This window comes from Pseudomonas asgharzadehiana (assembly GCF_019139815.1).
GTDB lineage: Bacteria > Pseudomonadota > Gammaproteobacteria > Pseudomonadales > Pseudomonadaceae > Aquipseudomonas > Aquipseudomonas asgharzadehiana.
This window is the reverse complement of sequence record NZ_CP077079.1, coordinates 5,363,049-5,383,905: the sequence shown is the minus strand read 5'-3', so window position 1 is coordinate 5,383,905 and position 20,857 is coordinate 5,363,049. Positions and strand designations below refer to the sequence as shown.

Annotated in this window: 18 protein-coding genes and 2 tRNA genes; 19 read left to right on the top strand and 1 reads right to left on the bottom strand. The window is 57.1% G+C overall.

Going from position 1 to position 20,857, the window contains the following annotated elements:
* Positions 1–23 precede the first annotated feature (23 nt).
* Genes carB through KSS96_RS24410 form a run of 3 tightly spaced genes read left to right on the top strand, consistent with a single transcriptional unit; the run spans position 24 to position 4,151 of the window.
* The gene (carB, locus tag KSS96_RS24420) at positions 24–3,245 is read left to right on the top strand and encodes a carbamoyl-phosphate synthase large subunit (RefSeq protein WP_017528798.1); all 3,222 of its coding nucleotides are present in this window, start codon (positions 24–26) and stop codon (positions 3,243–3,245) included.
* The gene (gene greA / locus KSS96_RS24415) at positions 3,242–3,718 is read left to right on the top strand and encodes a transcription elongation factor GreA (protein ID WP_217855379.1); all 477 of its coding nucleotides are present in this window, start codon (positions 3,242–3,244) and stop codon (positions 3,716–3,718) included. The genes carB and greA overlap by 4 nt, the downstream gene beginning before the upstream one ends.
* Before the next feature lie 28 nt (positions 3,719–3,746).
* Complete coding sequence (locus KSS96_RS24410) at positions 3,747–4,151, top strand: MFS transporter (RefSeq protein WP_068935257.1); 405 nt, start codon at positions 3,747–3,749, stop codon at positions 4,149–4,151.
* A 9-nt stretch (positions 4,152–4,160) separates the two neighbouring features.
* Here KSS96_RS24410 and yhbY read toward each other — a convergent pair whose 3' ends face one another.
* Entirely contained in the window at positions 4,161–4,469 is a 309-nt protein-coding gene (gene yhbY / locus KSS96_RS24405) for a ribosome assembly RNA-binding protein YhbY (RefSeq protein WP_017528795.1), read from the bottom strand.
* Between the two features lie 105 nt (positions 4,470–4,574).
* Between yhbY and rlmE the strand changes: the two genes are divergently transcribed.
* The 16 genes from rlmE to KSS96_RS24325 all read left to right on the top strand — a co-directional run bounded on the left by rlmE (position 4,575) and on the right by KSS96_RS24325 (position 20,804).
* Positions 4,575–5,225, top strand: a complete 651-nt coding sequence (gene rlmE / locus KSS96_RS24400) for a 23S rRNA (uridine(2552)-2'-O)-methyltransferase RlmE (protein WP_017528794.1) — start codon at positions 4,575–4,577, stop codon at positions 5,223–5,225.
* A 200-nt stretch (positions 5,226–5,425) separates the two neighbouring features.
* On the top strand, positions 5,426–7,336 hold the full coding sequence (gene ftsH / locus KSS96_RS24395; protein WP_032883474.1) for an ATP-dependent zinc metalloprotease FtsH: 1,911 nt from the start codon (positions 5,426–5,428) through the stop codon (positions 7,334–7,336).
* A gap of 8 nt (positions 7,337–7,344) precedes the next feature.
* A complete protein-coding gene (gene folP / locus KSS96_RS24390) occupies positions 7,345–8,196 on the top strand; it encodes a dihydropteroate synthase (RefSeq protein WP_065876788.1) in 852 nt (283 codons plus the stop codon).
* 16 nt (positions 8,197–8,212) lie between these two features.
* Positions 8,213–9,550 (top strand): phosphoglucosamine mutase, encoded by a 1,338-nt coding sequence (gene glmM, locus KSS96_RS24385; protein WP_017528791.1) that lies wholly within the window; start codon positions 8,213–8,215, stop codon positions 9,548–9,550.
* Positions 9,551–9,616: 66 nt separating this feature from the next.
* Positions 9,617–10,372, top strand: a complete 756-nt coding sequence (gene tpiA, locus KSS96_RS24380) for a triose-phosphate isomerase (RefSeq protein WP_065876789.1) — start codon at positions 9,617–9,619, stop codon at positions 10,370–10,372.
* A gap of 4 nt (positions 10,373–10,376) precedes the next feature.
* A complete protein-coding gene (gene secG, locus KSS96_RS24375; protein ID WP_003235031.1) occupies positions 10,377–10,760 on the top strand; it encodes a preprotein translocase subunit SecG in 384 nt (127 codons plus the stop codon).
* A gap of 22 nt (positions 10,761–10,782) precedes the next feature.
* Positions 10,783–10,868, top strand: a tRNA-Leu gene (locus KSS96_RS24370).
* A 96-nt stretch (positions 10,869–10,964) separates the two neighbouring features.
* A tRNA-Met gene (locus KSS96_RS24365) sits at positions 10,965–11,041 on the top strand.
* A 140-nt stretch (positions 11,042–11,181) separates the two neighbouring features.
* Positions 11,182–11,640: a ribosome maturation factor RimP gene (rimP, locus tag KSS96_RS24360; RefSeq protein ID WP_032865935.1), complete on the top strand. Its 459-nt coding sequence runs from the start codon at positions 11,182–11,184 to the stop codon at positions 11,638–11,640.
* A 47-nt stretch (positions 11,641–11,687) separates the two neighbouring features.
* The gene (gene nusA, locus KSS96_RS24355; RefSeq protein ID WP_017528790.1) at positions 11,688–13,169 is read left to right on the top strand and encodes a transcription termination factor NusA; all 1,482 of its coding nucleotides are present in this window, start codon (positions 11,688–11,690) and stop codon (positions 13,167–13,169) included.
* A 27-nt stretch (positions 13,170–13,196) separates the two neighbouring features.
* A complete protein-coding gene (infB, locus tag KSS96_RS24350) occupies positions 13,197–15,722 on the top strand; it encodes a translation initiation factor IF-2 (RefSeq protein WP_017528789.1) in 2,526 nt (841 codons plus the stop codon).
* 159 nt (positions 15,723–15,881) lie between these two features.
* A complete protein-coding gene (gene rbfA / locus KSS96_RS24345) occupies positions 15,882–16,277 on the top strand; it encodes a 30S ribosome-binding factor RbfA (RefSeq protein WP_003176137.1) in 396 nt (131 codons plus the stop codon).
* 3 nt (positions 16,278–16,280) lie between these two features.
* Entirely contained in the window at positions 16,281–17,198 is a 918-nt protein-coding gene (gene truB / locus KSS96_RS24340; protein ID WP_003176136.1) for a tRNA pseudouridine(55) synthase TruB, read from the top strand.
* Between the two features lie 115 nt (positions 17,199–17,313).
* Positions 17,314–17,583 carry a 30S ribosomal protein S15 gene (gene rpsO / locus KSS96_RS24335; RefSeq protein WP_003177875.1) on the top strand — a complete coding sequence of 90 codons (270 nt, stop codon included), beginning with the start codon at positions 17,314–17,316 and terminating at the stop codon, positions 17,581–17,583.
* Between the two features lie 196 nt (positions 17,584–17,779).
* Complete coding sequence (gene pnp / locus KSS96_RS24330) at positions 17,780–19,885, top strand: polyribonucleotide nucleotidyltransferase (RefSeq protein WP_017528788.1); 2,106 nt, start codon at positions 17,780–17,782, stop codon at positions 19,883–19,885.
* A 295-nt stretch (positions 19,886–20,180) separates the two neighbouring features.
* Positions 20,181–20,804: a BON domain-containing protein gene (locus tag KSS96_RS24325; RefSeq protein ID WP_137220330.1), complete on the top strand. Its 624-nt coding sequence runs from the start codon at positions 20,181–20,183 to the stop codon at positions 20,802–20,804.
* Positions 20,805–20,857 lie beyond the last annotated feature (53 nt).

Below are 20,857 nucleotides of genomic sequence, written 5' to 3'. Positions count from 1 at the left end.
CTGCGGATTTGAGTGACAAACCCATGCCAAAACGTACAGACATAAAAAGCATCCTGATTCTCGGCGCTGGCCCGATTGTGATCGGCCAGGCCTGCGAATTCGACTACTCCGGCGCCCAGGCCTGTAAAGCCCTGCGCGAAGAGGGCTACCGCGTCATCCTGGTGAACTCCAACCCGGCCACCATCATGACCGACCCGGACATGGCCGACGCCACCTACATCGAACCGATCAAATGGCAGACCGTTGCCAAGATCATCGAAAAAGAGCGCCCGGACGCGTTGTTGCCAACCATGGGTGGCCAGACTGCCCTGAACTGCGCCCTGGACCTGGAGCGCGAAGGCGTCCTGGAGAAGTTTGGCGTAGAGATGATCGGCGCCAACGCCGATACCATCGACAAAGCTGAAGACCGTTCGCGTTTCGACAAAGCCATGAAGTCCATCGGCCTTGACTGCCCGCGTTCCGGCATCGCCCACAGCATGGAAGAGGCCAACGCGGTTCTCGAAAAACTGGGCTTCCCGTGCATTATCCGTCCGTCCTTCACCATGGGCGGCACCGGCGGTGGCATTGCTTACAACCGTGAAGAGTTCGAAGAAATCTGCGCCCGTGGTCTGGATCTGTCGCCGACCAAAGAGCTGCTGATCGACGAGTCCCTGATCGGCTGGAAAGAGTATGAGATGGAGGTTGTCCGCGACAAAAAGGACAACTGCATCATCGTCTGCTCCATCGAAAACTTCGACCCGATGGGTGTGCACACCGGCGATTCGATCACCGTTGCTCCGGCGCAGACCCTGACGGACAAGGAATACCAGATCATGCGTAACGCCTCGCTGGCGGTATTGCGTGAGATCGGCGTTGAAACCGGTGGTTCCAACGTTCAGTTTGGCATCTGCCCGGATACCGGCCGCATGGTCGTGATCGAGATGAACCCGCGTGTATCGCGTTCTTCGGCGCTTGCCTCGAAAGCTACTGGCTTCCCGATTGCGCGTATCGCTGCCAAGCTGGCTATCGGCTATACCCTGGACGAGCTGCAAAACGAAATCACGGGCGGCGCTACGCCGGCCTCTTTCGAGCCGTCCATCGACTACGTTGTGACCAAGCTGCCGCGCTTTGCCTTCGAGAAATTCGCCAAGGCTGACGCGCGCCTGACCACCCAGATGAAGTCTGTGGGTGAAGTCATGGCCATCGGCCGCACTTTCCAGGAATCCCTGCAGAAAGCCCTGCGTGGCCTGGAAGTGGGCGTTTGCGGTCTGGACGAGAAGCTTGACCTGAGCAACCCGGAGAGCATGAGCGTGCTCAAGCGCGAGCTGACCGTGCCGGGTGCCGAGCGTATCTGGTACGTGGCTGACGCCTTCCGTGCGGGCATGACCGTCGAAGATATCTTTGGCATGAACATGATTGACCCTTGGTTCCTGGTGCAGATCGAAGATCTGATCAAGGAAGAAGAGAAGGTCAAGACCCTAGGTCTGTCGTCTATCGACCGCGACCTGATGTTCCGCCTCAAGCGCAAAGGCTTCTCCGACCAGCGCCTGGCCAAATTGCTGGGTGTGACCGAGAAAAACCTGCGCACGCATCGCCATAAGCTGGATATCTTTCCGGTCTACAAGCGCGTTGACACCTGCGCCGCCGAATTTGCCACCGACACTGCGTACCTTTACTCCACCTACGAGGAAGAGTGCGAAGCCGCACCGTCGGGCCGCGACAAGATCATTATCCTGGGCGGCGGTCCGAACCGTATCGGCCAGGGCATCGAGTTCGACTATTGCTGCGTACACGCGGCGCTTGCGCTGCGCGAAGACGGGTACGAGACCATCATGGTCAACTGCAACCCGGAAACTGTTTCAACTGACTACGACACGTCCGACCGTTTGTATTTCGAGCCGGTCACGCTGGAAGACGTGCTGGAAATCTGTCGCGTCGAGAAGCCTAAAGGCGTGATCGTCCAGTATGGCGGCCAGACACCGCTGAAACTGGCGCGTGCCCTTGAGGCCGCCGGCGTGCCGATCATCGGTACCAGCCCGGATGCAATCGACCGTGCCGAAGACCGTGAGCGCTTCCAGCAGATGGTTGAGCGCCTGAACCTGCGTCAGCCGCCGAACGCCACCGTGCGCAGCGAAGACGAAGCCATCCGTGCAGCCAGCAAGATCGGCTACCCGTTGGTGGTGCGCCCGTCCTACGTACTGGGCGGTCGTGCGATGGAAATCGTCTACGAGGAAGAAGAGCTCAAGCGTTACCTGCGTGATGCGGTGAAAGTATCCAACGACAGCCCGGTGCTGCTGGATCACTTCCTCAACTGTGCTATCGAAATGGACGTAGATGCGGTCTGCGACGGTACCGACGTGGTGATCGGCGCGATCATGCAGCACATCGAGCAGGCCGGTGTTCACTCCGGTGACTCCGCGTGCTCGCTGCCACCTTACTCGCTGCCGCTGCATATCCAGGACGAGATGCGTGAACAGGTCAAGAAGATGGCGCTGGAGTTGGGCGTGGTCGGCCTGATGAACGTACAGTTGGCGCTGCAAGGCGAAGACATCTACGTCATCGAAGTCAACCCGCGCGCTTCGCGTACCGTGCCGTTCGTTTCCAAGTGCATCGGTGTGTCCCTGGCCATGATCGCTGCCCGCGTGATGGCTGGTAAGACCTTGAAGGAAATCGGCTTCACCAAGGAAATCATCCCGAACTTCTACAGCGTGAAAGAGGCGGTGTTCCCATTCGCCAAATTCCCTGGCGTGGACCCGATCCTGGGCCCAGAGATGAAGTCCACCGGTGAAGTGATGGGCGTGGGCGATACCTTTGGCGAGGCGTTCGCCAAGGCTCAGATGGGCGCAAGCGAAGTGCTGCCGACCGGCGGTACCGCGTTCATCAGCGTGCGTGATGACGACAAGCCACTGGTTGCAGGTGTGGCGCGTGATCTGATCAACTTGGGCTTCGAAGTCGTCGCCACTGCCGGGACCGCCAAGCTGATCGAAGCTGCCGGTCTGAAAGTGCGTCGCGTGAACAAGGTAACGGAAGGCCGTCCGCATGTGGTCGACATGATCAAGAATGACGAAGTCACCCTGATCATCAACACCACCGAAGGTCGCCAGTCGATCGCGGACTCCTACTCCATTCGTCGTAACGCCCTGCAGCACAAGATTTACTGCACCACCACCATTGCTGCTGGCGAAGCTATCTGCGAAGCGCTCAAGTTCGGTCCGGAAAAGACCGTGCGTCGCTTGCAGGATCTACACGCAGGATTGAAGGCATGACCAAATACCCAATGACAGTCCAGGGCTTCAAGGCGCTGGAAGAGGAGCACGCCCATCTGGCCAAGGTCGTACGTCCAAAGCTGAGCCAGGACATCGGTACGGCCCGCGAGCTGGGTGACTTAAAGGAAAACGCCGAATACCACGCTGCTCGCGAGCAGCAAGGTATGGTCGAGGCGCGGATCCGTGACATCGAAGGCCGCCTGCAAAATTCGGTGGTGATTGATGTGACGACCATTCCTCGCACCGGCAAGGTGATTTTCGGTACTACCGTGGAAATCGCCAACGTTGAGACTGACGAAAGCGTTGTCTACCACATCGTTGGAGAGGATGAAGCTGACTTCAAGCTCGGCAAGATCTCTGTGGGTTCACCGCTGGCCCGCGCCTTGATTGCCAAGGAAGAGGGTGATGTGGTGGCCGTCAAGACGCCTGGCGGCGTGATCGAGTACGAGATCGTTGAAGTTCGTCACATCTGAAAGGCGGCGCCCGCTTCGTGCGGGCGCCATGCTTTGGCAGCTTGTCCAGATGTTGTGGGTGGGCGGCCTTTGGCTGCTGCACATCGGTGTATTGCCGGCGCTGGGTCTGATAGGCCTGGCTCCGCTGCTCATCGATGAAATCGATGGATTGCTGAGCGGGTTGCTGGTGGGTTTTTCGGCGGCGTGCGTGACGATCCAGGCATTGGTGCTGGTCAAGGCTGAAGGCTTGGGGAGTTTGTGGCGGGATATTCGCGGCCAACTGCTGTTGATGGCGCTGTATGCATGCGCATTGTTTTGCGTATTGCATGTGTGGGTGCCGGAAGCGTTGCGCTGGCAGTTATTCAGCTATCTTGTGCTAGGGTTCTCTGGCTTGGTGCTGATTATGCAGCCTGCACCGGGGTGGAGTGGCGGGGCGCGCGAAGCACGCCCTTGACCCTTTTCATCACTTGAAGCGATGGACGTTCGACAATTGCTTATTGGCGCTGAAATTCTTGCGATACAGCAGCGCCATCTTGCCGATGACTTGAACCAAGTCTGCCTTGCCCACCTTGCACAGTTCTGCAACGGCGGCCAGGCGCGCTTCGCGATCAAGGATATTGACCTTGATCTTGATCAGTTCATGATCATTGAGTGCGCGTTCAAATTCGGCTAACACACCTTCAGTCAAACCGTTGTCTGCCACAATCAGAACTGGTTTCAGATGGTGGCCAATGGATTTGTACTGTTTCTTCTGCTCTTGAGTGAGCGGCATAATCTGACCCCTGCGTCTGATCTTGTAAAAAGCGGCGGCCAGTTTACCCGAGCGAGTCCGGGACCGCCCAGTTAATCACGACCCGTTTTATTTTCGAGGTGGCCCGTGGCCCGTTCCAAAACCAGCCTTAAGTGGCTACAAGAGCATTTCAACGATCCTTACGTCAAAAAGGCGCAAAAGGATGGTTACCGTTCCCGGGCCAGCTACAAGCTGCTGGAGCTGCAGGACAAGGACAAATTGTTTCGCCCCGGCATGAGCGTGATAGACCTGGGCGCTGCGCCGGGTGGCTGGTCCCAGGTGGCCAGTCGTCTGATTGGTGGGCAAGGTCGGTTGATCGCTTCCGATATCCTGGAGATGGACAGCATCCCCGATGTGACCTTCGTGCACGGCGATTTTACCCAGGATGCCGTTCTGGCCGAGATCCTGGAGGCTGTGGGAAATTCACAGGTTGACCTTGTGATTTCCGACATGGCCCCCAATATGAGTGGATTACCGGCTGTTGATATGCCGCGAGCCATGTTCCTTTGCGAGCTGGCGCTGGACCTGGCCGGGCGGGTATTGCGTCCGGGTGGGGATTTCCTGGTCAAGGTCTTCCAAGGGGAAGGCTTCGACGAATATCACAAGAACATCCGCAAGCTGTTCGACAAGGTTCAGATGCGTAAACCGGACTCTTCCCGAGACCGCTCGCGCGAGCAATACCTGTTGGCGCGGGGGTACCGCGGCATCGAAGGTGCCGCCAGTGATGAGCGTCTTTGAAGGTTTGAAGGGAGTCGATAGGTTTTTTTATATCGCTTTCGTCACGAAGCTTTACGAATATTGTGTAGTCAAAGTTTCACAAAGGGTTACAGACGGCGCCTGCCAGAGTTGTAGGTAATGTAGTAAGTTAGGCCGGTGAATATCATGCGAAGCACGCGCCAGTAGCGGAGCTTGCTTCAGAGGGTAGTTAATTGAACGATATGGCAAAGAATCTGATCCTGTGGTTGATCATCGCGGCTGTCCTTGTGACGGTGATGAACAACTTCTCCAGCCCTAACGAGCCACAGACCCTCAACTATTCCGACTTCATCCAGCAAGTCAAGGATGGCAAGGTAGAGCGCGTGACGGTCGATGGCGCGGTTATCACCGGCAAGCGCAACGATGGCGATGGCTTCAAGACCATTCGCCCGAATATCCCGGACAATGGCTTGATCGGCGACCTGGTGGATAACCACGTGGTTGTCGAGGGCAAGCAGCCTGAGCAGCAGAGCATCTGGACTCAACTGCTTGTAGCCAGCTTTCCTATCCTGGTGATTATTGCTGTGTTCATGTTCTTCATGCGCCAGATGCAAGGCGGTGCTGGAGGCAAGGGCGGGCCGATGAGCTTTGGCAAGAGTAAGGCGCGCCTGCTCTCCGAAGATCAGGTAAAGACTACCCTGGCGGACGTTGCCGGTTGCGACGAAGCCAAGGAGGAAGTCGGCGAACTGGTGGAGTTCCTGCGCGATCCAGGCAAGTTCCAGCGTCTGGGCGGTCGTATTCCCCGTGGCGTACTGATGGTTGGACCTCCGGGTACCGGTAAAACCTTGCTGGCCAAGGCGATTGCCGGCGAGGCCAAGGTGCCGTTCTTCACTATTTCCGGTTCTGACTTCGTAGAAATGTTTGTCGGTGTGGGCGCCAGCCGTGTTCGCGATATGTTCGAGCAGGCCAAGAAGCATGCTCCCTGCATCATTTTTATCGACGAAATCGATGCCGTAGGTCGCCATCGTGGCGCCGGCATGGGTGGCGGTCATGATGAGCGTGAGCAGACTCTCAACCAGTTGCTGGTCGAGATGGATGGCTTCGAAATGAATGACGGCATCATCGTTATTGCCGCAACCAACCGACCAGACGTACTGGACCCGGCGTTGCTGCGTCCAGGCCGTTTCGACCGGCAGGTCGTGGTGGGCTTGCCAGATATTCGTGGGCGTGAGCAGATTTTGAAAGTGCACATGCGCAAAGTGCCAATGGGTGATGACGTAGCCCCGGCGGTGATTGCGCGGGGTACGCCAGGCTTCTCTGGTGCTGACCTGGCCAACCTGGTGAACGAAGCGTCGCTGTTTGCTGCCCGTACCGGCAAGCGCATCGTTGAGATGAAGGAGTTCGAGCTGGCTAAAGACAAGATCATGATGGGCGCTGAGCGTAAATCCATGGTCATGTCTGAAAAAGAGAAGCAGAACACTGCTTATCATGAGGCGGGTCATGCCATTGTCGGTCGCGTAGTGCCTGAGCACGATCCGGTCTACAAAGTGTCGATCATTCCTCGTGGTCGGGCGCTGGGTGTCACCATGTTTCTGCCGGAAGAAGATCGTTACAGCCTCTCCAAGCGTGCGCTGATCAGCCAAATCTGTTCTTTGTATGGCGGTCGTATCGCTGAAGAGATGACCTTGGGTTTCGACGGCGTAACCACCGGCGCTTCCAACGACATCATGCGGGCCAGTCAGATTGCACGAAATATGGTGACGAAATGGGGCTTGTCGGAAAAGCTGGGCCCTCTGATGTATGCCGAGGAAGAAGGTGAAGTGTTCTTGGGGCGTGGCGGTGGCGGTCAGAGTGCCAGCTTCTCCGGTGAAACAGCCAAGCTGATCGACTCCGAAGTGCGCAGCATCATTGACCAGTGCTATGGCACGGCCAAGCAGATCCTGACCGATAACCGCGACAAGCTGGACGCAATGGCTGATGCGCTGATGAAGTACGAAACCATAGATGCCGATCAGATCGATGACATCATGGCGGGTCGCGAGCCTCGTGAGCCTCGCGATTGGGAAGGCGGTTCGGGCACTTCTGGCACCCCGCCAGTCGTTCAGAATGAGCGGCCTGAAACCCCTATCGGCGGCCCAGCGGCTGATCACTAAGGTTTGAAATGACTTCTGTGTTGTCCTCCACCCGGTTGCCTTGCGGCAACCGGGTTCTTGATTTGGCCCATACGCATGTCATGGGCATTCTCAATGTAACCCCCGATTCCTTTTCCGATGGTGGCCGCTTCAGCCAGTTGGATGCCGCGTTACGCCATGCCGAGGCGATGATGAACGCTGGCGCGACCTTGATTGATGTCGGTGGTGAGTCCACCCGGCCGGGCGCTCGCGTAGTTTCTCCTGTGGAGGAGCTTGAGCGAGTGGCTCCAATAGTAGAGCTTATCGCCCGTGAGCTGGATGTGATCATCTCGGTTGATACATCGACGCCTGCCGTGATGCACGAAACGGCGCGTCTGGGGGCGGGGCTGATCAATGATGTGCGTTCCCTTCGGCGTGACGGCGCCTTGGATGCGGCTGCGGCTACCGGCTTGCCCGTGTGCCTTATGCATATGCTGGGAGAGCCCGGCAATATGCAGGACAGTCCGCACTATGATGATCTCGTTGGTGAAGTAAGTGGGTTTCTTGCTGAAAGGATGACTCAATGTGCCAGCGTAGGAATTGCGCCGGAGAAAATCATCCTTGATCCCGGATTTGGTTTCGCCAAGACCCTGCAACATAACTTAAGCCTGTTCAAGCATATGGAATCCCTGCATGCCCTTGGTCGGCCTTTGTTGGTCGGTGTTTCGCGCAAGAGCATGATAGGGCTCGCGTTGAATCGCCCGGTGGGTGAGCGGCTGTACGGTGGTCTTGCACTGGCAGCGCTTGCGATGACCAAGGGCGCGCGTATTTTGCGTGTACATGACGTCGCCGAAACCGTGGATGTGGTGCGCATGCTTGCCGCAGTAGAATCAGCCGAATAAGAATGATGGAGCACTTATGACTAAAAAATACTTTGGCACCGACGGTATCCGTGGTCGGGTCGGCGAATTTCCGATTACTCCTGATTTTATGCTCAAGCTGGGTTGGGCGGCAGGCATGGCGTTCCGCAGCATGGGCGCTTGCCGCATCCTGGTGGGCAAGGACACCCGAATTTCGGGATACATGTTTGAGTCCGCGCTGGAGGCTGGTCTGTCTGCCGCAGGTGCTGATGTGATGTTGCTGGGGCCAATGCCGACACCGGCGATCGCTTACCTGACGCGTACCTTTCACGCTGAAGCCGGTATCGTGATCAGCGCCTCGCACAACCCTCATGATGACAATGGCATCAAGTTCTTCTCGGGGCAGGGCACCAAGCTGCCGGACGAAATCGAGCTGATGATCGAAGAGCTGCTGGATGCGCCGATGACGGTGGTTGAGTCCAGTAAATTGGGCAAGGTGTCGCGTATTAATGACGCGTCCGGCCGCTATATCGAATTCTGCAAGAGCAGTGTGCCAACCAGCACCAACTTCGCAGGCCTGAAAGTCGTGGTGGACTGTGCTCATGGCGCCACCTACAAAGTGGCGCCAAGCGTATTCAGAGAATTGGGTGCGGATGTGACGGTGCTGTCGGCCCAGCCAAACGGGTTGAACATCAACGAAAACTGCGGTTCCACCCATATGGAGCAGTTGCAGGCAGCCGTGCTTGCTGAGCATGCCGATCTGGGTATCGCCTTCGATGGTGACGGTGATCGTGTCTTGATGGTCGATCATACGGGTGCAGTGGTCGATGGGGACGACCTGTTGTTTATCATTGCTCGCGATTTGCATGAGCGTAACAAGCTGCAAGGTGGTGTCGTCGGGACGCTGATGAGCAATCTCGGTCTCGAGTTGGCGCTGGCAGACCTGGGTATTCCCTTTGTGCGCGCCAATGTCGGTGACCGTTATGTCATTGCCGAACTGTTGGAGCGTAACTGGCAAGTAGGTGGTGAGAACTCCGGGCATGTCGTGTGCTTCCAGCACACCACCACGGGCGATGCGATTATTGCGGCATTGCAGGTGTTGCTGGCCTTGCGTCGTCGAGACGAGAGCCTGGCCCAGGCGCGTCAGGCGCTGCGTAAATGCCCTCAAGTCTTGCTTAATGTGCGTTTTGCGGGCGGTGAAAACCCGATTGAGCACCCAGCTGTCAAAGAAGCGTGCGAGCGTGTGACCCTGGCAATGGCGGGGCGTGGCCGGGTGCTGTTGCGCAAGTCCGGCACAGAGCCTTTGGTGCGCGTTATGGTCGAGGGTGACGATGAAATACAGGTTCGTGGCCATGCCGAAGACTTGGCAAAACTAGTAACTGAAGTTTGCGTCTGAATTCGGCTTGCCAGTGATGATGTGGTTGGGTAACATCTGCGCCCACTTTGACCGACGAGGTACAGCATGCGTCGCACTATGGTAGCTGGTAACTGGAAGATGCACGGTACCCGCGCCAGTGTCGCTGAGCTGATCAACGGCCTTCGTCACTTGGCCTTGCCTAGCGGTGTTGATATCGCGGTTTTCCCGCCTTGCTTGCATATCACCCAAGTGGTTGATGGCTTGAAAGGTAAGTCGATCCAGGTCGGCGCGCAGAATTCTGCGGTGGAAGCCATGCAAGGTGCCTTGACCGGTGAGATTGCACCGAGTCAGCTGGTTGATGCGGGTTGTTCCTATGTGCTTGTCGGGCACTCCGAGCGCCGTCAGATGATGGGCGAGGGTGATGGGACACTCAATCGCAAGTTCGCAGCGGCACAGGCTTGTGGCTTGATTCCGGTGTTGTGCATAGGGGAAACCCTTGAGCAGCGCGAATCGGGCAAAACTCTTGAGGTTGTCTCGCGTCAGCTTGGCAGCATTATCGAGGAGCTGGGTGTTGGTGCGTTTGCAAAGGCAGTAATTGCTTACGAGCCGGTCTGGGCCATTGGTACCGGGCTGACTGCTACACCACAACAAGCGCAGGATGTGCATGCAGCCATTCGCGCTCAGTTGGCGGCAGAGAATTCTGAAGTCGCACAAGGTGTGCGTCTTCTATACGGCGGCAGCGTGAAGGCGGCCAATGCGGTCGAACTGTTCGGCATGCCGGATATCGATGGGGGGCTCATTGGTGGAGCCTCCCTGAATGCAGATGAGTTCGGTGCGATCTGTCGCGCCGCGGGAAACTGAAAAAATGCTGGAAACAGTCGTAGTCGTTTTTCATCTGTTGGCTGCCCTGGGCGTAGTTGCCCTGGTTTTGTTGCAACAGGGTAAAGGTGCGGATGCTGGTGCGTCTTTCGGTGCAGGTGCTTCAAATACTGTGTTCGGAAGCCAAGGTTCCTCTACCTTTCTTAGTAAGTTTACTGCTATACTTGCCGCCGGTTTCTTCATAACCAGCTTAGGGTTAGGTTACTTTGCTAAAGAGAAAGCTCATGTGCTGACTCAGGCAGGTTTGCCAAACCCGGCAGTGTTGGAAGTACCAAAAGCAAAACCGGCTTCTGATGATGTCCCGGTGCTTCAAGAGCAAAAGTCGGCTACTCCAGCGACTGACGTGCCTCCAGCTCAAGAGCAGAAGTAAGAAGGGTTGTAAACGCTGTATTGCCGAGGTGGTGGAATTGGTAGACACGCAACCTTGAGGTGGTTGTGCCCATAGGGTGTAGGGGTTCGAGTCCCCTTCTCGGTACCAATTATCAGGAGAGCCCGCTGTTGCGGGCTTTCTTGTAGGTGGAAGGTTACATTGACCCTGTAAGGGATCGGTCGTATACTTCCGCCCCAGCTTTGTCGCGGGGTGGAGCAGTCTGGTAGCTCGTCGGGCTCATAACCCGAAGGTCGTCGGTTCAAATCCGGCCCCCGCAACCAGTTTTAGCGGAGCCCCTTTTAAGGGGCTTTTTGTTAGCTGGACACTTTCAACGCCGCTATTCGACGGCGTTTCAAGGATGGGCGTTTCGCCCATTTTTTTATTTTGCACAGCATGCACATACATGCACGAGGGGGTTCAGGTGTCGAGCAAGCTAGAAGAGTTGCAGGCCTTGTTGGCCCCGGTGGTCGTGGCCCTAGGCTATGAATGCTGGGGTATTGAGTTTTCGGCTCAAGGTCGCCACTCAATGTTGCGCGTTTATATCGATAAAGAGGGCGGCGTGCTGGTGGACGATTGTGCCATTGTCAGCCGTCAGATCAGCGGTGTCCTGGATGTTGAAGATCCGATCGCCGTTGAGTACACCCTCGAAGTTTCCTCGCCAGGCATGGAACGCCCACTGTTCACTATTGATCAGTTTGCAAAATTTGCCGGTGAACAAGTGAAGATCAAGCTGCGATCTCCCTTTGAGGGGCGACGCAACTTTCAGGGCCTTCTGCGTGGTGTAGAAGAGCAGGATGTCGTGGTGCAGGTAGAAGACCATGAGTTCCTGTTGCCGATCGATATGATCGACAAGGCCAACATTATTCCCAGTTTTGACTGAGACGCGGATCCCGCGGATCCAATGGCTTGCGAAAGGCGAGGCGTACGATGAGCAAAGAAGTACTGCTGGTTGTTGAGTCGGTATCCAATGAAAAGGGCGTACCGGCAAGCGTGATTTTTGAAGCGTTGGAGCTGGCCCTGGCCACTGCTACCAAGAAACGTTTTGAAGACGAAGTAGATCTGCGTGTGGAAATCAACCGTCACACGGGTGCCTATGAGACTTTCCGTCGTTGGACGGTGGTTGAAGAGGACGATCTTGATGATCCGGCGATCGAGACCTGGCCGAGCAAGGTTGCGCAAACGCACCCGGGCGCCAAGGTGGGTGACGTCGTCGAAGAAAAGATCGAGTCGATCGAATTCGGCCGTATTGCTGCACAGACTGCCAAGCAGGTGATCGTGCAAAAGGTTCGCGAAGCCGAGCGCGCTCAAGTCGTTGACGCCTATCGCGAACGCCTGGGTGAAATCATCTCCGGCACCGTGAAAAAAGTAACTCGCGACAACGTGATCGTTGACCTGGGCAACAACGCTGAGGCGTTGCTGGCTCGCGAAGACATCATCTCTCGCGAAACTTTCCGAGTTGGCGTGCGTCTGCGTGCGCTGCTCAAGGAAATCCGCACCGAGAACCGTGGCCCTCAGTTGATCCTGTCGCGCACTGCGCCGGAAATGCTGATCGAGCTGTTCCGTATCGAAGTGCCGGAAATCGCCGAAGGCCTGATCGAAGTCATGGCTGCGTCCCGCGACCCGGGTTCGCGCGCCAAGATCGCGGTTCGCTCCAAGGACAAACGCATCGACCCGCAAGGCGCGTGCATTGGTATGCGCGGTTCGCGCGTCCAGGCCGTGTCGGGCGAGTTGGGTGGTGAGCGTGTGGACATCGTCCTGTGGGACGATAACCCGGCGCAGTTCGTGATCAACGCCATGTCGCCAGCTGAAGTGGCGGCAATTATCGTTGACGAAGATGCCCATGCAATGGACATCGCCGTTGGCGCAGACAATCTGGCTCAGGCCATTGGTCGTGGTGGTCAGAACGTGCGTCTGGCCAGCCAACTGACCGGTTGGACCCTGAACGTGATGACCGAATCGGACATCCAGGCTAAGCAGCAAGCTGAAACCGGCGACATCCTGCGCAACTTTATCGAAGAGCTTGAAGTCGATGAAGAACTGGCACAGGTGCTGGTGGACGAAGGCTTTACCAGCCTGGAAGAGATTGCCTACGTACCGGTGGAGGAAATGCTCAACATCGACGGCTTTGACGAGGATATCGTCAACGAGCTTCGCGCTCGGGCCAAGGATCGTTTGTTGACCAAAGCCATCGCTACTGAGGAAAAGCTGGCAGACGCCCATCCGGCCGAAGACCTGCTCTCGCTTGAGGGTATGGACAAGGATTTGGCGATGGAACTGGCGGTGCGCGGCGTAATTACCCGCGAAGACCTGGCCGAGCAGTCTATTGACGATCTGCTCGACATCGACGGCATTGACGATGATCGTGCCGGCAAGTTGATCATGGCCGCCCGAGCCCATTGGTTCGAGTAATTAGGCGCGGCCTGAGGAGAGAAGTGCATGACGCAAGTCACGGTGAAACAACTGGCCGATGAGGTCAAAACACCGGTAGAGCGCCTGTTGCAGCAGATGCGTGAGGCAGGTCTGCCGCACACCGCCGCCGATGAAGGTGTGAGCGATAGTGAGAAGCAGTCTTTGCTGACTCACTTGAAGAGCAGCCACAAGGCGAAAGTGGAAGAACCGCGCAAGATTACATTGCAGCGCAAAACCACCAGCACCCTGCGTGTTGCTGGTAGCAAAAGCATCAGCGTTGAAGTACGCAAGAAGAAAGTCTTCGTACAGCGCAGCCCGGAAGAAATCGAAGCCGAGCGCAAACGCGAACTGGAAGAACGTCGCGCAGTAGAAAATGCTGCTCGTCAGAAGGCTGAAGAAGAAGCCAAGCGTCGCGCCGAAGAAGAAGCGCGTCGCCAGCCTGCTGCTGCGCAACCTGCTTCCACTGAAGCGGTCGCCGCGCCCGGCGCTCCTGCAGAGGCTGTACGCGAGGCCGCTCCGGTTGCCGCTGCGCCGGCACCTGCTGCCGATGCGCGCAAGCGCGACGAACCTCGTCGCCCGGACAAACCACGTGCCGACGATAACAATCGTCGTGGCGGTGGTGGCGATGGCGAGCGCAAAAACGCTCCGCATCGTGCGTCGGTCAAAGAAAAAGCGCCCGCACCACGCGTTGCTCCACGTACTACCGACGAAGAAAGCGATGGCTTCCGTCGTGGTGGTCGCGGCAAGGCCAAACTGAAAAAGCGCAACGCCCACGGTTTCCAGAGCCCAACCGGCCCTGTCGTGCGTGATGTGCAGATCGGCGAGACCATCACGGTTGGCGACCTCGCCAACCAGATGTCGGTCAAGGCTGCTGAAATCATCAAGTTCATGTTCAAACTGGGTACTCCAGCGACCATCAACCAGGTGCTTGATCAGGAAACTGCTCAACTGGTAGCCGAAGAGCTGGGCCACAAAGTGACCCTGGTCAGCGACACGGCCCTGGAAGACTCCCTGGCCGAGTCCCTGAAGTTTGAAGGCGAGACGTTCTCTCGTGCGCCAGTTGTGACCGTAATGGGTCACGTTGACCATGGTAAGACATCGCTGCTCGACTATATCCGTCGTGCCAAGGTAGCTGCGGGCGAAGCCGGCGGCATCACCCAGCACATCGGTGCTTACCACGTTGAAACCGAGCGCGGCATGGTCACCTTCCTCGACACCCCAGGTCACGCCGCGTTTACCGCGATGCGTGCCCGTGGTGCCAAGGCGACTGACATTGTGATCCTGGTAGTTGCAGCGGACGACGGCGTGATGCCGCAGACCATTGAAGCTGTCCAGCATGCCAAGGCCGCAGGTGTTCCATTGGTTGTTGCCGTGAACAAGATCGACAAGCCGGGCGCCGATCTGGATCGCATCCGTAGCGAACTGTCGGTTCACGGTGTGACCTCTGAGGAGTGGGGCGGTGATACGCCGTTCGTTTCGGTCTCGGCCAAAGTCGGTACCGGCGTAGACGAGCTGCTCGAAGCGGTCCTGCTGCAAGCTGAAGTACTCGAACTCAAGGCAACCCCATCGGCCCCAGGCCGCGGTGTTGTGGTTGAATCGCGTCTCGACAAAGGTCGTGGCCCGGTTGCTACCGTACTGGTTCAAGACGGTACCCTGCGCCAAGGCGACATGGTTCTGGTCGGTTCGAACTACGGCCGTGTACGTGCCATGCTCGACGAAAACGGTAAGCCGATCAAAGAGGCCGGTCCTTCCATCCCTGTCGAGATCCTCGGCCTGGACGGTACCCCGGACGCTGGCGACGAGATGAGCGTGGTTGCGGACGAGAAGAAAGCCCGTGAAGTGGCTCTGTTCCGTCAAGGCAAGTTCCGCGAAGTCAAACTGGCTCGTGCTCACGCCGGCAAGCTGGAAAATATCTTCGAGAACATGGGTCAGGCAGAGAAGAAGACGCTCAATATCGTCCTCAAATCTGACGTCCGCGGTTCTCTCGAAGCGTTGAACGGCGCCTTGAATGGCCTGGGTAACGACGAAGTGCAAGTGCGTGTGGTGGGTGGCGGTGTCGGTGGTATCACCGAATCCGACGCCAACCTGGCACTGGCTTCGAACGCTGTACTGTTCGGCTTCAACGTGCGTGCCGATGCCGGCGCTCGCAAGATCGTCGAGCAGGAAGGCCTGGACATGCGTTACTACAACGTCATCTACGACATCATCGAAGACGTCAAGAAAGCCCTCACCGGTATGCTTGGCAGCGACGTTCGGGAAAATATCCTGGGTGTTGCCGAGGTGCGTGATGTGTTCCGTTCGCCGAAGTTCGGCGCGATCGCCGGTTGCATGGTTATCGAAGGTGTTGTGCACCGTAACCGTCCAATCCGTGTACTGCGTGAAGACATCGTTATTTTTGAAGGCGAGCTGGAATCCCTGCGCCGCTTCAAGGATGACGCTTCCGAAGTGCGTGCCGGTATGGAATGCGGTATTGGCGTCAAGAGCTACAACGACGTCAAAGCTGGCGACAAGATCGAAGTGTACGAGAAGGTCCAGGTTGCTCGCAGCCTCTAACTCGCGCACTTCAGGAGCCACGCAGCGTGTGGGCATGCACATGCCCCGCGCCGTGTCAGGACTCTAAACGCAACGCCCGGTCTGGCTTTTGTCAGGCCGGGCGTTTGCCGCTTTCAGACCCCATGGGTTTCACCATGTGGCAGTAACAGGTAACAAGACATGGCAAAAGAATACAGCCGCACCCAACGTATCGGCGATCAGATGCAGCGTGAGCTGGCCCAACTGATCCGTCGCGAAGTCAAAGACCCGCGCGTTGGCCTGGTCACCATCACCGCCGTTGAAGTGAGCCGTGACGTGGGTCACGCCAAAATCTTCATCACCGTGATGGGCCAGGACAACAGCGAAGAAATCGCGCAAAGCATCAAGGTGCTCAACTCGGCTGCAGGCTTCCTGCGCATGCAGTTGGCCCGTGAAATGAAGCTGCGCAGCGTGCCTCAGTTGCACTTCCACTACGACGAAAGCGTCGTGCGGGGGGCGCACCTGTCGGCACTGATCGAGCGTGCGGTGGCTGAAGACAGCCAACATCCGTCCACACCTGAAGACGCCAAGGAGTAAGCGGTGGCTCAGGTCAAACGTATCCGTCGCAACGTCAGCGGCATTATTCTGCTCGACAAGCCCATTGGCTTTACCTCCAATGCCGCTTTGCAGAAGGTTCGCTGGCTGCTCAATGCCGAGAAGGCCGGGCACACCGGCAGCCTCGACCCCCTGGCCACCGGTGTGTTGCCGTTGTGCTTTGGCGAAGCTACCAAGTTCTCGCAATACCTGCTCGATTCCGACAAGGGTTACGAAACCCTGATGCAACTGGGCAAGACCACCACCACGGCCGATGCTGAAGGTGACGTCTTGCAGGTTCGCGACGTGACCGTTGGTCGCGCTGATATCGAAGCGGCTTTACCCGCTTTTCGTGGGCAAATCAGCCAGATACCGCCGATGTACTCGGCTCTCAAGCGCGACGGGCAGCCTCTTTACAAGCTGGCACGTGCAGGCGAAGTGGTGGAGCGTGAACCGCGTTCTGTTACTATTGCCCGGCTGGAATTGCTCGCCTGTGAGGGTGACACTGCCCGATTGGCGGTGGACTGCAGCAAAGGCACCTATATCCGTACCCTGGTAGAGGATATTGGTGAGCAACTGGGCTGCGGCGCATACGTTGCCGAACTGCGACGTACACAAGCCGGTCCTTTCACCTTGGCCCAGACGGTCACGCTGGAAGAGTTGGAAGCGGTACACGCCGAAGGCGGCAACGAAGCGGTTGATCGCTTCCTGATGCCTTCGGACAGCGGTTTGCTCGATTGGCCATTGCTGCACTTCTCGGAGCACAGCGCGTTCTACTGGCTCAACGGCCAGCCGGTACGCGCCCCGGATGCCCCGAAGTTCGGCATGGTGCGAGTACAGGATCACAACGGTCGCTTTATCGGTATCGGTGAAGTGAGCGAAGACGGGCGTATCGCGCCGCGTCGACTGATTCGGTCAGAATGACCGAACGAGTGTGGCTGTTAACAGGCACGGTCACTACTCATTTTTAGATACAGGGATTTGTCCCTGGCCTGTTGAAACTGCCCTTTGGGTGGTTTCCTGAAAAAAGGATTGCCTCATGGCTCTCGACGTTCAAGAAAAAGCACAAATCGTAGCTGACTATCAGCAAGCTGTTGGTGACACTGGTTCGCCAGAAGTGCAAGTTGCACTGCTGACCCACAACATCAACAAACTGCAAGGTCACTTCAAGGCCAACGGTAAAGACCACCACTCCCGTCGTGGTCTGATCCGCATGGTAAACCAGCGCCGTAAGCTGCTGGACTACCTGAAAGGCAAGGATCTGGGTCGTTATCAGACTCTGATCGGTCGCCTGGGTCTGCGTCGCTAATCAGCGATTGCGCTAGAGGTTGGTTGTCTGCCGTGTGTCATCGGGATTCCCGTTGGCCCATGGTAGGCTCCCAGCCTCAAGTTTTATCTGGATGCATGTTTTACCCCTGGACAAGGGTTGGGCCGATTCCCGACATTGCCCAAGAATTTCGCAAGAAGACACGTTCCCCCAAGAGCCACAAAGAAGGTAGGACACCGTGAACCCGGTTATCAAAAAATTCCAGTTCGGTCAGTCGACCGTTACCCTCGAGACAGGCCGTATCGCCCGTCAAGCCTCCGGCGCAGTGCTGGTTACCGTTGACGATGACGTGACCGTATTGGTGACCGTTGTTGGCGCCAAGACCGCTGACCCGAGCAAGGGCTTCTTCCCTCTGTCCGTTCACTACCAGGAAAAGACTTACGCTGCCGGTAAGATCCCTGGCGGTTTCTTCAAGCGCGAAGGCCGTCCTTCCGAGAAAGAAACCCTGACTTCCCGACTGATCGACCGTCCGATCCGTCCGCTGTTCCCAGAAGGCTTCATGAACGAAGTGCAGGTTGTCTGCACCGTCGTTTCCACCAGCAAGAAGACTGATCCGGACATCGCTGCGATGATCGGTACTTCGGCGGCCCTGGCCATCTCCGGCATTCCTTTCGATGGCCCGATTGGCGCTGCCCGCGTTGCGTTCCACGAAAGCACTGGTTACCTGCTGAACCCGACTTACGAGCAACTGAAAGCATCGAGCCTGGACATGGTCGTTGCCGGTACCTCGGAAGCCGTCCTGATGGTTGAATCGGAAGCCAAAGAGCTGACCGAAGACCAGATGCTGGGCGCCGTACTGTTTGCCCATGACGAGTTCCAAGCGGTTATCAAGGCTGTCACCGAGCTGGCTGCCGAAGCTGCCAAGCCAACCTGGACCTGGGCTGCTGCCCCGGAAGCCACCGAACTGCTGGGCGCTATCCGCTCCGAGTTCGGCGCTGCCATCTCCGATGCCTACACCATCACCGTCAAGGCCGACCGTTATGCTCGCCTGGGCGAGTTGAAAGACCAGGTTGTAGCCAAACTGTCCGGTGAAGAAGGTCAGCCTTCGGCCAGCGACGTTAAAGCTGCATTCGGTGAAATCGAATACCGCACCGTTCGCGAGAACATCGTTAACGGCAAGCCACGTATCGACGGTCGCGACACCCGCACCGTACGTCCGCTGAACATCGAAGTCGGCGTTCTGCCGAAAACTCACGGTTCGGCACTGTTCACCCGTGGCGAAACTCAGGCTCTGGTAGTCGCGACCCTGGGTACTGCCCGTGACGCACAGCTGCTGGACACCCTGGAAGGCGAGAAAAAAGACCCGTTCATGCTGCACTACAACTTCCCTCCGTTCTCGGTGGGCGAGTGTGGTCGCATGGGCGGTGCTGGTCGTCGCGAAATCGGTCACGGCCGTTTGGCGCGTCGTTCGGTCCAGGCCATGCTGCCTGCCGCTGACGTGTTCCCGTACACCATCCGTGTTGTGTCGGAAATCACCGAGTCCAACGGTTCCAGCTCCATGGCTTCCGTTTGCGGTGCTTCCCTGGCCCTGATGGATGCCGGTGTGCCGATGAAGGCACCGGTTGCCGGTATCGCCATGGGCCTGGTTAAAGAAGGCGAGAAGTTCGCCATCCTGACCGACATCCTGGGTGACGAAGACCACCTGGGCGACATGGACTTCAAAGTAGCCGGTACCGCTAAAGGTGTTACCGCGCTGCAGATGGACATCAAGATCAAGGGCATCACCGAAGAAATCATGGAGATCGCCCTGGGCCAAGCCCTGGAAGCGCGCCTGAACATCCTCGGTCAGATGAACCAGATCATTGGTCAGTCGCGTACCGAGCTGTCGGAAAATGCTCCGACCATGATCGCGATGAAAATCGACACCGACAAAATCCGCGATGTTATCGGTAAAGGCGGCGCGACCATTCGTGCGATCTGTGAAGAGACCAAGGCTTCGATCGACATCGAAGACGACGGCTCGATCAAGATCTTCGGCGAAACCAAGGAAGCGGCTGAAGCAGCACGTCAGCGCGTTCTGGGCATCACCGCTGAAGCCGAAATCGGCAAGATCTACGTTGGTAAGGTTGAGCGCATCGTCGACTTCGGCGCATTCGTCAACATCCTGCCTGGCAAAGACGGTCTGGTTCACATCTCCATGCTGAGCGACGCTCGCGTTGAAAAAGTGACCGATATTCTGAAAGAAGGCCAGGAAGTGGAAGTGCTGGTACTGGACGTGGACAACCGCGGTCGTATCAAGCTGTCCATCAAGGACGTAGCAGCAGCCAAGGCTTCGGGCGTTTAATCACCCCACAGCTCAAGCTGAAAAAAAGGACTCTTCGGAGTCCTTTTTTTATGGGGACCGGAAAGTGCCTAAAAATCAGTCGCTTAATACACTGCAAAACCCGCAACTTGCATGCAGGCGCGATCCACTTCATGCAAGTTGCACGATTTCAAAAAGCACAGGTTTTTGTAAGCTGTTGATTTAAAAGGTTTTCATGGGTGATTGGGAGTTGGCACACTGCCTGCAATATCCCTGTTAACGCTGCAGCATCAAGGTTCACACACTGCAGACTTTTAATAAAACAGGAGTTACTCGTATGAAGAAGTTCGCTCTCGCTACCGCAACTGCTACTGCCCTGACCCTGGCCATGGCTAACGCCGCCTTTGCTCAGCCTACCCAAGCGCCAATGACCCTGGCCGCTGGCGAAATGACCAAAGCCAAAGAGTCCACTTCGGATACCTGGATCACCACCAAAGTCAAAGCCGACCTGCTGACTGAAAAAGGCATCCCAGGTTCGGACATCAAGGTTGAGACCAACAAAGGTGTGGTTTCCCTGTCGTCGGACGTAGCTATCTCGGACGTGCAGAAAGCGACTGCTGTAGCGATCACCAAAAAAATCAAAGGTGTGACTGCCGTATCCGCTGATGGCCTGCTGGCTGGCGGCGCTACCAAAGCAGACGGCATCGACAAAACCAAAGGCGCAGCCCATGACGCCAAAGAGACCACCAGCGACACCTGGATTACCACCAAAGTGAAAGCTGACTTGGTGACCGAGAAGGGTATTCCTGGCACCGACATCAAGGTCGAGACCAATAAAGGCGTGGTTTCCCTGTCGTCCGCCACTGCCGTGACGGAGTCGCAGAAAGCCACCGCTGTAGCGATCACCAAGAAAATCAAAGGCGTTAAAGCTGTATCGGCTGACGGTCTGAAAGCCGAGTAACGCTTGACACTGAGTTTGAACTAAACAGCGGCGGCGGCGCGTGAGTTAGATAT

Bases quoted from the DNA above. Each gene is read 5' to 3' on its own strand.
- rpsO (WP_003177875.1), top strand. From the start codon at position 17,314: ATGGCTCTCGACGTTCAAGAAAAAGCACAAATCGTAGCTGACTATCAG.
- greA (WP_217855379.1), top strand. From the start codon at position 3,242: ATGACCAAATACCCAATGACAGTCCAGGGCTTCAAGGCGCTGGAAGAG.
- ftsH (WP_032883474.1), top strand. From the start codon at position 5,426: ATGGCAAAGAATCTGATCCTGTGGTTGATCATCGCGGCTGTCCTTGTG.
- KSS96_RS24410 (WP_068935257.1), top strand. From the start codon at position 3,747: ATGCTTTGGCAGCTTGTCCAGATGTTGTGGGTGGGCGGCCTTTGGCTG.
- tpiA (WP_065876789.1), top strand. From the start codon at position 9,617: ATGCGTCGCACTATGGTAGCTGGTAACTGGAAGATGCACGGTACCCGC.
- folP (WP_065876788.1), top strand. From the start codon at position 7,345: ATGACTTCTGTGTTGTCCTCCACCCGGTTGCCTTGCGGCAACCGGGTT.
- glmM (WP_017528791.1), top strand. From the start codon at position 8,213: ATGACTAAAAAATACTTTGGCACCGACGGTATCCGTGGTCGGGTCGGC.
- yhbY (WP_017528795.1), bottom strand. From the start codon at position 4,469: ATGCCGCTCACTCAAGAGCAGAAGAAACAGTACAAATCCATTGGCCAC.
- secG (WP_003235031.1), top strand. From the start codon at position 10,377: ATGCTGGAAACAGTCGTAGTCGTTTTTCATCTGTTGGCTGCCCTGGGC.
- carB (WP_017528798.1), top strand. From the start codon at position 24: ATGCCAAAACGTACAGACATAAAAAGCATCCTGATTCTCGGCGCTGGC.
- rbfA (WP_003176137.1), top strand. From the start codon at position 15,882: ATGGCAAAAGAATACAGCCGCACCCAACGTATCGGCGATCAGATGCAG.
- nusA (WP_017528790.1), top strand. From the start codon at position 11,688: ATGAGCAAAGAAGTACTGCTGGTTGTTGAGTCGGTATCCAATGAAAAG.
- KSS96_RS24325 (WP_137220330.1), top strand. From the start codon at position 20,181: ATGAAGAAGTTCGCTCTCGCTACCGCAACTGCTACTGCCCTGACCCTG.
- infB (WP_017528789.1), top strand. From the start codon at position 13,197: ATGACGCAAGTCACGGTGAAACAACTGGCCGATGAGGTCAAAACACCG.